The organism is Marinifilum sp. RC60d5 (assembly GCF_052400665.1).
Lineage (GTDB): Bacteria > Bacteroidota > Bacteroidia > Bacteroidales > Marinifilaceae > JBQTGK01.
The window spans coordinates 693704-704970 of the sequence record NZ_JBQTGK010000002.1; the positions used below are offsets into that span (position 1 = coordinate 693704).

The window sequence follows — 11267 nt, forward strand, 5'->3', positions numbered from 1 at the left end:
CATATAAATTAGTCCTTTTTCTTAAGTTTCACATTCCATCTTGTATTCTTCCATTTTTGCTGCTCTTCTTTTGTAAGGAATGTCCAGGCAACAATTCTGCTTTTTTTATTTCCTTGTCCCATAGGAATTATTTCTATTTTAACGGCATTTGCTTCTTTAAGGGCCTGATATACATTTTTAAGATTAGATTCTTTTGAGATTAAACTGGAGAACCAGAAACACGATTTTGCAAATTTTTTGCTCTGATTCACCATATTTCTAACAAAACGAGCTTCGCCTCCTTCACACCATAACTCATTACTTTGTCCTGCAAAATTTAGATTTGCTTCTTTTTCTTTCCCCTTACTTAAATTTTTTGTTTTTCGTAAGCTTTCCTTCATTGCAGCTTCCGCTGATTCATAAAAAGGAGGATTGCAAATCGAAAAATCTACATAGCCGTCTTTAGGGATAATGCCATAAAAAAAGTCTTTTGGATTTTCCTGTCCAATACATTTAATGTTTCCCTTTAAGTTCGGATTAGAGTTAATTATGTCGTCTGCAGACTTTAACGCAACAGGATCAATATCAGAACCAATAAAAGACCATCCATACTCGTTGTTGCCAATAATAGGGTAGATACAGTTAGCTCCAACGCCAATATCCAGACAAGTAATATTTGAGCCTGTTGGAATTTTTCCATAATTATTTTGGCGCAATAAATCAGCAATATGATGTATGTAATCTGCTCTGCCCGGAATTGGCGGACAAAGATATCCTTTAGGAATATCCCAGGTTTCTAATCCATAAAAATGGATTAAAATTGCTTTGTTTAGCATTTTTACAGCATTGGCATTTGCAAAATCTATGGACTCATCCTCGTACTTGTTTAAAATTACGAAAGGTTTTAAATCAGGACAACTTTCTACCAATTCTTTAAAATTGTATCGTCCACGATTTTTGTTTCTTTCGTGTAATCTTGCTTTTACTTTAGGATGTTTTTTCTTTTTATCTAACATGAATTGTATTCTCTTATTTGAATCGGCTAAATTAGAATTTTAATGGGAGAAAGCCGCATACCAACTAAAATTGATGCTTTTATAGTTAAATGTGCCAGTTATAAACGGTTTTGAGAGTCTTAATTCGAATCAGTGTTGCTCTTTCTTAAACAAAATAGATGAGTGTTCAAAGCTGATAATCATCTCATCGAATTGCTTTATAAAATCCTGTCCCAGATTACCATGAACTATTTTCTTTTCTGCACCGATATTAGATGAATGAAGTTGCAGACTGTCTAGTTGTGTAATTCCACCACCAAGTTCTAATTGAATTGATACATCATTGAATCCTGTAAAGTTCACTTTTCCTCCGGCACTGGCACTAGAGAAATTAGTAGTGGAGTAGAGGGAGTCTAATGTATTTTTATACTTAGAATAAAACGGAGCATATAAAGTTGTTGAACTGGCTCCGGTATCAAAACTAAAATTTAAAGTATCTGCATTGTGTATTACTGCAACTATAGGGGTTAAGCTATAGGAAGCAAAATTATCGAATTTGTAAAATTCAGGTACTTTAGGAATAAATAATTGATTTCTGCGATCAAGTCTGATTTCTTTTAATGCAGAAATTACAGGAAAACCAATAATACCATTAATATGATAATCGATTTGAGGGAATGAAAGTTCAGAATCCTCAAAAATTAAAAATACAGCTTCTTCTACAGTGATATTTCCAAGTTTTAAGTTATTTGCTATTGCAATATTACTTTTGACTTTTTGCCCTGTTGCTGCAGTAACGTAAAAATTAGATTCAATTATTTTAAATCCCAATTTTTTAGCTAATGATTTTCTAATCACAGAGAAATTGGCTCCAGTATCAAAAATAAATTGTAGAGTATCTTTAGGAAATGCTACATCGATATTTTTTAGGCCAACTTTATCTTTTATCAAACTAATTAAGCAATCTTCTTTTTTAGTAACAATTTGCTTTGGAGTTTTGCTTAACGCACTCCAAATTTTAGCTTCATTATTAATATTTTCAAGTCGACTTGAGTCAATGACGGATGAGTAATTTTGGATTAGTAAATTAGAACAATCATAGGCTTTATCGTATTCATACAAGTTAATATGATTAAATAATTTTATTTGATAGATATTACTTAAAATTGAATCTTTAAATGATGGTTTATAATTCTTTAAAAGATTTTTGAAATCAATATTTGCCTGTTTAGGATTGTAGAAAGAACTGTTAATAAATGCACTATAATATAATTGATCTTTATCTGATAATGAATTTGAATTCTTTTGAAATACTGTTTTAAGTTTAAATAAATCATTATTCGAATAGAGTTTTTGTAATTCAATTAAAGTGACAGGATCAGAATTGTTTTTTTTATTACATGCAATCAGGCATATAAACATGATGAAGAATAAAAAATGTTTTTTCATGTAATCTAATGTTTGATTTTAGTAAAACTTATTAATTTAATTCTGATGTATAAAATACATTGGATTAGAATTTTTTTTGAGTGATAACATAAAGTTAAAAAATAATTGGACTAGTACTTTTCTTTTTGAAGTTGTTTAGAGTTCTACTGGAATTTCGACAGTGACTTATTGGTTTTCAGTGGCGAAGCTCAATTTTCTATTGAATAGCTAAGTTACGTAATAAAGATTAGCTGATGCCAATGGAATCAAGATGTTGCTCGCAGTTTTTCAGGAGGACTTTAAACAACCTCTTCAATAAAAACAGGAAGAAACAAAAATTGTTTTCTGGTTAATCTTGTAGTTTTGGGACTTGTTTAGTTATCAATAATCTTTTGACCTAAAAGTCAAAACTTTTAGCCTCTATCGTGGGTCGAACCACGATGTAAGGTGTCTTTTTTAACTTTGATCTTAAAACTTTTAATAACAAGTGTGCTTCTACCCACGATTAGGTGTGTCTTTTTTGACCTGAACTGTGCTTTTTTTAATAATAAGTTTAAAATATTTAAGCTGCATCGTGCTTTTACCCTCGATGATTGTGCCTTAACCCATGAAATTCAACTTTCTATTCATGATTTAGCTGGTTATCTCTCCAGTTGAAAAGGTTCGAATCAGGGGAAAATCAAAAAAAAGAGGCTTTTCTTATGAAAAGCCTCTTGCTAAATGTATAAATGAAATATTTATTCGATTATTTTTTTTCCTTATATGCATCGTTATGCACTGCATTTACAGCACGACCTGATGGATCGGCATTGTTTTGGAACGAAGCATCCCAGGCAATGGCAACAGGAGAACTACATGCAATAGATGGTACCGATGGTACACAAGATGCAGCAGTTTCTGATGGAAATAGTTCTGCAAATATCGATCTGTAGTAATATTCCTCTTTCGACATTGGAGGATTAACAGGGAAACGGAATGCAGCATTTGCCAATTGCTCATCAGAAATATCTTTATCAGCAATCTCTTTTAAAGTATCAATCCAGTTGTAACCTACACCATCCGAGAATTGTTCTTTTTGTCTCCAGGCTACTTCTTCTGGCAAATAGTCCTCGAATGCTTTACGAAGCACCCATTTTTCCATTCTACCATCTGTACACATTTTGTCATCAGGATTAATACTCATGGCAACATCCAGAAATTCTTTATCCAGAAATGGTACACGACTTTCTACTCCCCACGAAGCCATCGATTTGTTCGAACGTAAACAATCGTACTGGTGTAGTTTATCTAATTTACGTAAACACTCGTTATGAAATTCTTTTGCATTAGGTGCTTTGTGGAAATAAAGATATCCACCGAACATTTCATCGGCACCTTCACCCGAAAGTACCATCTTAATTCCCATCGATTTAATAACACGAGCCATTAAATACATAGGAGTAGAAGCACGAACTGTGGTCACATCGTAAGTTTCTAAATGGTAAATTACATCGCGAATGGCATCTAATCCTTCCTGAACACTAAAAGTTACTTCATGATGAACTGTATCAATGAAATCTGCTACTTTACGAGAGGCTGCCAAATCAGGAGAACCTTCCAAACCAATAGCAAAAGAGTGAAGCTGTGGATACCAGGCATCTTTTTCGTCACCAGACTCTATACGCTTGCTTGCATATTTTTTAGCAATAGCCGAAATAATTGATGAATCTAAACCTCCTGAAAGTAGCACTCCATAAGGAACATCAGACATTAACTGACGGTGAACAGCTTTTTCTAAGCCTTCACGAAGTTTAGCCATGTCTGTTTTATTGTCTTTAATTTTATCGTAATCCATCCAGTCGCGCTGATACCATTGTTTTACAACACCATCTTTGCTGTACAAGAATTTACCTGGCAGAAACTCTTCAATTTTATTACAATATCCTTCGAGCGATTTAAGTTCAGATGCGATATAATAATTTCCATGCTGATCCCATCCCTGGTACAAAGGAATAATTCCCATGTGATCACGACCTATTAAATAGCTATCGTTTTTTTTGTCGTATAGTGCAAAGGCAAAAATTCCATTTAAATCATCGACAAAATCAATTCCTTTTTTTTCATATAAGGCAAGGATAACTTCACAATCAGATTTTGTTAAGAACTCATAGGATCCGTTCATCTGATTTCGAATGTCTTTGTGATTATAGATTTCACCATTTACAGCCAATGCTAAATTTCCATCTTTGCTGTAAAGAGGTTGTCCTCCCGACTGAGGATCTACAATTGAGAGTCTCTCATGAGACAAAATTGCTTTTTCATCACAAAATACGCCCGACCAATCTGGTCCTCTGTGGCGAATTTTCTTAGACATTTCCAGAATTTGAGGGCGAAGCTTTTGTGCGTCTACCTTCAAATCAAAAACTCCTACGAATCCACACATAAATATTGGTTTAATAGTTATTTAAAAGTCTCCATGCCGAAGCCGGAGAATGGTTAATTTTGGTTTGTGGCTGAAAAATACGATTTTCATTTTAGAAACTACCATGTTTTTAGAATGCTATCGTTTGCAAAAAATAAAAAAACTATTTATTCTTTTTTTTTAAGGGTGAGGAATGAAAAAAGGACACTTTTTAGTGTCCTTTCGCTTAATTTTGTTTCAATTCATGATCCAGAAATGTTTTCAGATTATCAATATCTAATCGTTTTGCTATAATTTTTTTGTCTTTATCTAATAAATAAATGGTAGGAGTACTGTAAATATCGTAGTAAATTCTAAAATTGCTATGATATTGAGGGTCGTAGCAATTAATAAAATCATATATATTGTAATCGTCAATAGCTTTTTCCCACAATTCCTTTTCATTTTGTGTACATACAGCGAAAACTTCTAGTCCTTTATCTCTGTACTTATCCAGAATTTCAGTTTTTAATCGGGGTGTTATTTTTTTACAATGTCCGCAATCGGGTTCCCAAAAATAGAGTACTGTGAATTTGGCTTCGGTTTCATGTAGTCGTACAAACTCGCCTTCGGGTGTTTGCATTAACAAATCCTGAGATTTCATGCCCAGTAAGTTGAATTGTGTTTTTATTACTTTTTCGCGAATTTGGGCCAATAGAGTTGAATCGGCCCAGTTTGCCTGTCCGCTTAGGTAATATTTTTTTGCAAGCTTAACAAAGGCGGCATCCATTCCCATTATTTTACTTTTTACGGCATAGTTTAATGAAAACTGAGTAATGTATTGAAAAAATAAACTATCGGGTTTTGCTTTTTCTATTAGTTTTACTGATTCTTTAAAAATAGTATCAGGATTTTGAACCAGTATTTTCCCATAGAAAAATTGCAGTTTATTCTTTAAAATGGGGGTTCTCAAAAATCTATTATCGGTAAAATTTACATGATCGAAATAGTGATCTTTATTATACAGGTAAGATTTTCGTTGAATTTCTTTTTCTCTGTCGGGAGTAGATTTAGGTAATTGCTCAGAAAAATCGGGTACTTTGGGTGATAGCGTGAAATTTGCAAATTTACTTACAAATGAATTTGGGTAATCACTTTTTAGTTTATTGATATAATCTCTTACTTCCAGGTCTGCATTTTTATAAGCTTGTTTGTATTTCTTTTTATCTGCATCGCTGCTTCCTGCTTTTTTATATTCTTCCTGAATTTCTTTAGATTTTTCGTTTTGCAATTTCATAAAAAGTTGGAAATCATGAAAAGCTTTACTTTCATCTGCACCTTTAATAGTGGTTGTTTTTATAAAATCTTTAGGATCGGCACTTATCGAGAAGTTTTGATCTTCTCCTATTAGCAAATCGAAATATTTTTGACTGGGAAGATATATAACATAAATTCCCTGATCGAGTTTTTTATTTTTAGAAAATAATCCTATCCCATTGTTAAGTTTGGTGGTGTCATCGGCAAAAATTCTACCATCAAAGTAGTGAGCAAGATAGGCACTTGTATCACTGCTATTTTCTATTTTAATGGAGATGTTATAGTTTTGAGCTGAACTGTTTTTTGTAGCAAAAAAGCTGATTGTCAGCAAAATGAGTAGTGTAAAATAGTGTTTCATTATTAATATAAAATTGATAAGCATAATAATATCGAAAAGTACAAAACTTTTGTTTATTTAAAACAAGACCTGTCAGTTTTTTTAATTTCTGACAGGTCCTTATCTAAAACAATTAGTATGCCTTTTTTTTAACTTTTGCTTTATTTTTTAAGAATACTTTTAAAAATTTCTTCTTTATCTAATTTTTTGGTGCAAAAGAACCAATCATAACAATGTACATTTTCATCTTCATTTTCCATTCTGTCTTTTGCCACGCCGCAAGAACCGGCAGGAGGAACTATTACTTCATCGCCAGGACGCCAATCGGCAGGGGTAGCAACAGAGAATTTATCGGCTGTTTGCAATGCAATAAGTACGCGATAAATTTCGTCGAAATTGCGACCTAAGCTTAGAGGATAATAGATGATTGTACGAATAATACCATGGGGATCAACATAGAAAACAGCTCTAACGGCCTTGGTATTATCTTCACCTGGCTGAATCATTCCATATTTATTGGCAACATCCATTTTTATATCTTCTATTAAGGGAAATTTAACTTCCATATCTTTCATTCCCTTGTATTGAATTTTTTCTTTTATAGTTCTTAGCCATGCAATATGGCTATATAGTCCGTCAACAGATAAACCAACTAAATCGCAGTTTGCTTTGTTAAAATCCGATTCCATTTTAGAAAATGTCATAAACTCCGAAGTACAAACGGGAGTAAAATCAGCAGGATGACTAAATAGAATTACCCATTTTCCTATGTAATCGTTTGGAAAGTGAATGTTTCCCTGTGTTGTTACAGCTCTAAATTCTGGTGCCTTATCACCAATTCGAGGCATGCTAAATGACTTAAGATCCTTGTTTTCTTCCATGGTTTAAAGTTTTGTTATTGGTAAAAAGAAAATAATGATGTATTGGAATCAGTAATGATTTCAAATAAATAGAAATGTGTAAGGGAGTACAGAATATGATGAATAATCTGCATTGGCTTATTAAATTTAGTTCATTGTCAAACAGATGTCAAGTTAAACACTGTTTAAAAGTCTAATTTTTAATGAGTTTTAATTGGAGGGAAATAATAGTTTTATATTTTTTCTTTTGTAGTATCAATATCAAGCCATTGAAATGCTTCATTTTCGGTATGAAATACTTTAGCATTTTGAATTCTAACTTGAATTTCAAAAAGCATAGCCATGCGGGTATCGTAGTTGTTACTTACAATAATGGCACATTTGTTTAAAATAGGAGAGTATTTTTCGTATTCGTCAATATAGTCATCTAAATCTTTAATGGTTAATAAGACCTTTGCCTTTGTAAAATCTGAAATTACGTTGTAAGTTTCATCGAAAAGTTCATCTTCACGGGTACTTAGTGTATGACGAATTAAGTCATCCCACTTAAAATAACCGTAATAATACTCTTTAATTAGTTTTAAATCTGGTATTATTTTGTATTTGAACTTCATACAATTTACTTTTAATTAAATATAGTAAGATCGCTTAATCCGAACAAAAAAAATTACAAATGATTGATTTTAGTGTTACTAAATTTTTTCGATTTACTATCATTTGGAGAATAATGCCGGCTTAACCATTTGCTTAAACCATCCATTCCAGGAAAAAGGACACGTTCATTAATGTTTACCTGATCGAGTTTATCGCGAATTTCCCATTTCATTTCTGCAGGAATTCTAATTCTGAAATATAAATCAGGTTTGTCTATAAGCCATTGGTTAAGAATTGCATTTGCATGCGACATAAATGTAAATATTGCATATTGATTTACTATTCTATCATCGATAGAGGCAGGCTCAAAGGCAACTACAAAATCAGTTTTTTCTTGTGATAATTCGCTGATATTTTGATATAACTCATCAAGCATATCAATAGTAAAACTATTAGAACCTATTTGGTTTAGTTTGGATTGCAGTTTATCTGGAAGATAATTTTTAAGGTTTTCGTAATTTAAAGCCCAAATTACTCCATCTTTATGATACTTATTTAATTCGGCAGTGGCAAAATGAAGAGCAACATAAGGTGAATAAGTCCAATCTAATAGTCGGGTGGGTAAGCCATGGTGTTGTGCAATAGCAAGCCATTCCCAGTCTGATTTATTATTGCCATCAGGACTGAATGAGTATTTTTTAAAATTTCTTAGTAAATGGAATTCCAGATTTTCAAAGGGTCCATTGAGTCTAATTAATGATGTTTTTAGTTGATAATCGAATTTGGGTAAACCCCGATAAATATACGGTGAGCGGGTTCTATTTATTTTCTCATTAAAAGAATCGGTAAATAGTAAGTCCTGAAGTTCGAACCAGGTAGATGGTACAATTTCCTGTTTTAATTCCATTTTAGGCTAGATCTATTTTGCATGATTAAAGTTGCAAATTAATGCTGCAAATGAAAAACAAATAAACTTAATTTTTAGTAAAATTTTTGTTGTTCAAAAATTTATAAGCTTTTTAGAAATGATTATATAAAAGTTTTGAATATCGCGGTTTGTTTTTCAAACGTTTGAATGTTAAATAAGCTTAATTTGTGAGATATTTAAAGAGATTCCCTTTACAATCAGAACGGATAATTATTATAATTGTAGACTACATTACTAAAATAAAGATATTTTTTTCTACATAAAATTATTGTTATGAATGAATTGCAGTCTCTTGTCCGTTGGACAAGATTAGGTTTAGTTTCACTTTTTGTTATGATTATTACTTTAGAATTGGTCTTGGGAGTATTTGTTATAGAAAATGAGATAAGTTCTCCTATTGTATCTGATACTACATTTGATTATATAATTAATTTATTGGGCGTATTGATTGTTATGGCCGAGATCTTTTCGGTTGGATTGTTATATCGAAAAAGAAAAAAATACATTCAATTATTAGACAATTTAGAAACGAAGTTAAAAGAGTTTGGAAAAGCTTATTTAGCCAATATGTTTTTTAGTGGTTTAGGTGGCGTTGCTGCTTTATTGGGATATTTTTGTACTCATGAATTATTGTGGTTTGTTCCATGGTTAATTATGTTATATTGTATGGGAAAAAATTACCCTTTTAAAATCAATTTAATCCATAATATGTCTGTAGTAAAAGATGAGGAAAAAGAACTTTTTTTATGAAATAAATATACATAGTAACATTGTGTTATAGTTATTCTTCTGTAATTACTAATTATTCATTAATAATTCTAAATTGTTTAGCTTATCTTTGCGGATCATTTTAAATGAATAGGCGTGAAAAATTTTAAAGAACTAGGTGTAAGTAAGGATCTTGTAAAAGGATTGAAGGATCTTAAGATTATTGAACCTACACAAATACAAGCTGAAGTTATTTCGGTTTTAATGAATACAAATACCGATTTAATTGGACAAGCTCAAACAGGAACAGGTAAAACTGCTGCTTTTGGTTTGCCATTGCTACATCGAATTAATCCAAAAGTAGAGAAAGTACAAGGATTAATTTTGTGTCCTACACGCGAGTTGGGTTTGCAAATTTCCAAGCAATTGTTCAAGTTTACCAAATATACCGATAAGGTTTTTACCGAGGCTGTTTATGGGGGAGCTCCTATCGAAAAGCAAATAAGTGCACTTCGTCGTCCTACCCATATTATTGTTGCAACTCCCGGTCGATTAATCGATTTGGTAAAACGAAAAGCTGTCGATTTAACTCATGTTAAAACTATTGTTTTAGATGAGGCGGATGAGATGTTAAGCATGGGATTTAAACCTCAGCTCGATGAAATTTTAGCTTACCTTACTGCTGTAGAAAATAAATGGTTATTTTCGGCAACCATGCCACAGGGAATTATGCAGATGATTAAAAAACATTTTTCGCCAGGTGCACATAAAATTGAGGTGAGTGGCAGAAATGTGGTAAACAAAAATATTAAACATCAGTTTGTACTTTGCGATGATGTGGAAAAGCTATCGGTGCTGATGCAATTTTTAAAATCGGATACCAAAGCCAGAGGAGTTGTGTTTTGTAAAACCAAAGATGCAGTTCAGAAGTTAAGCAAGCAATTACAAGCACAGAATGTAAAAGCTGATGCCATTCACGGCGATTTAAAGCAAATTGAACGTAATAAGGTAATGCGTGCCTTTAAGAACGAAAAGCTGAGAGTTTTGGTTGCAACCGATTTGGCTGCACGAGGAATAGATATTGACGATTTAGCCTTTGTTGTTCATTATCAATTGCCTGATAAAGAGGAATATTACACACACCGAAGCGGACGTACTGCTCGTGCCGGAAAAGAAGGTATTTCTTTGGCTATTGTAAATAGCAAAGAGATGAAAAGCATTCGTTATTTCCAGAAAGCATTGAATATTGGCTTTAGCCAGATTAGAGGAAAAAGATAATGATACGATTAGTAATCTCATTTTAAATGAGAAATACAAAAAATATTAAACCCCATTGGAATTTATTTCTGATGGGGTTTTTACTTGTTATTACAAATAGAAGTTATTAACCGATAAAGCTTATAGAGAATCAGTAGTTTAGTAATTATTGTTAATAACTGTAATTGTGTTTTATTACATAAATTAGTAATATTGTTTTGATTTATAGGTTCTGAAAAGAATTAATAGGGAATCACGTTTAATTCGTGAGCTGTCCCCGCAGCTGTAAGTCCGTTAAGTTTTAATTGAATATGTCACTGTGCCGATAAATCGGGATGGGAAGACCAATTAAAAAGGATAAGCCAGAAGACCTGCCTGTAATGAATTAGTTCGTAGCTTTCGGGAGAAAAGCAGAGAATGAGCACATACAACTACGATGTGCTATTATTCTATATATTTCCCTCAGAAGCTATCATTTTTTCAA

The 11267-nt window shown here is 32.3% G+C and carries 9 protein-coding genes and 1 riboswitch; of the genes, 2 read left to right on the forward strand and 7 right to left on the reverse strand.

The annotated features are described in order from the left end of the window. Positions 1-8 precede the first annotated feature (8 nt). The 7 genes from rlmF to ACT3CE_RS06860 all read right to left on the reverse strand — a co-directional run bounded on the left by rlmF (position 9) and on the right by ACT3CE_RS06860 (position 8797). Positions 9-995: a 23S rRNA (adenine(1618)-N(6))-methyltransferase RlmF gene (gene rlmF / locus ACT3CE_RS06830; protein ID WP_444709017.1), complete on the reverse strand. Its 987-nt coding sequence runs from the start codon at positions 993-995 to the stop codon at positions 9-11. Between the two features lie 129 nt (positions 996-1124). Beyond that, positions 1125-2423: a pepsin/retropepsin-like aspartic protease family protein gene (locus ACT3CE_RS06835; protein ID WP_444709018.1), complete on the reverse strand. Its 1299-nt coding sequence runs from the start codon at positions 2421-2423 to the stop codon at positions 1125-1127. Between the two features lie 724 nt (positions 2424-3147). Next, complete coding sequence (gene asnB, locus ACT3CE_RS06840; protein WP_444709019.1) at positions 3148-4824, reverse strand: asparagine synthase B; 1677 nt, start codon at positions 4822-4824, stop codon at positions 3148-3150. A gap of 205 nt (positions 4825-5029) precedes the next feature. Beyond that, entirely contained in the window at positions 5030-6457 is a 1428-nt protein-coding gene (locus ACT3CE_RS06845; protein WP_444709020.1) for a thioredoxin-like domain-containing protein, read from the reverse strand. A gap of 140 nt (positions 6458-6597) precedes the next feature. Beyond that, on the reverse strand, positions 6598-7317 hold the full coding sequence (locus ACT3CE_RS06850) for a peroxiredoxin (protein WP_444709021.1): 720 nt from the start codon (positions 7315-7317) through the stop codon (positions 6598-6600). A 212-nt stretch (positions 7318-7529) separates the two neighbouring features. Beyond that, a complete protein-coding gene (locus tag ACT3CE_RS06855) occupies positions 7530-7910 on the reverse strand; it encodes a hypothetical protein (RefSeq protein WP_444709022.1) in 381 nt (126 codons plus the stop codon). A 53-nt stretch (positions 7911-7963) separates the two neighbouring features. Further along, entirely contained in the window at positions 7964-8797 is an 834-nt protein-coding gene (locus tag ACT3CE_RS06860; RefSeq protein ID WP_444709023.1) for an FRG domain-containing protein, read from the reverse strand. Between the two features lie 294 nt (positions 8798-9091). Between ACT3CE_RS06860 and ACT3CE_RS06865 the strand changes: the two genes are divergently transcribed. Together ACT3CE_RS06865 and ACT3CE_RS06870 are read left to right on the forward strand one after the other, a co-directional pair. Next, positions 9092-9568: a hypothetical protein gene (locus ACT3CE_RS06865; RefSeq protein ID WP_444709024.1), complete on the forward strand. Its 477-nt coding sequence runs from the start codon at positions 9092-9094 to the stop codon at positions 9566-9568. Positions 9569-9682: 114 nt separating this feature from the next. Further along, the gene (locus ACT3CE_RS06870; RefSeq protein WP_444709025.1) at positions 9683-10804 is read left to right on the forward strand and encodes a DEAD/DEAH box helicase; all 1122 of its coding nucleotides are present in this window, start codon (positions 9683-9685) and stop codon (positions 10802-10804) included. Between the two features lie 189 nt (positions 10805-10993). Beyond that, positions 10994-11176: riboswitch (cobalamin riboswitch) on the forward strand. The last annotated feature ends 91 nt before the right edge of the window (positions 11177-11267 follow it).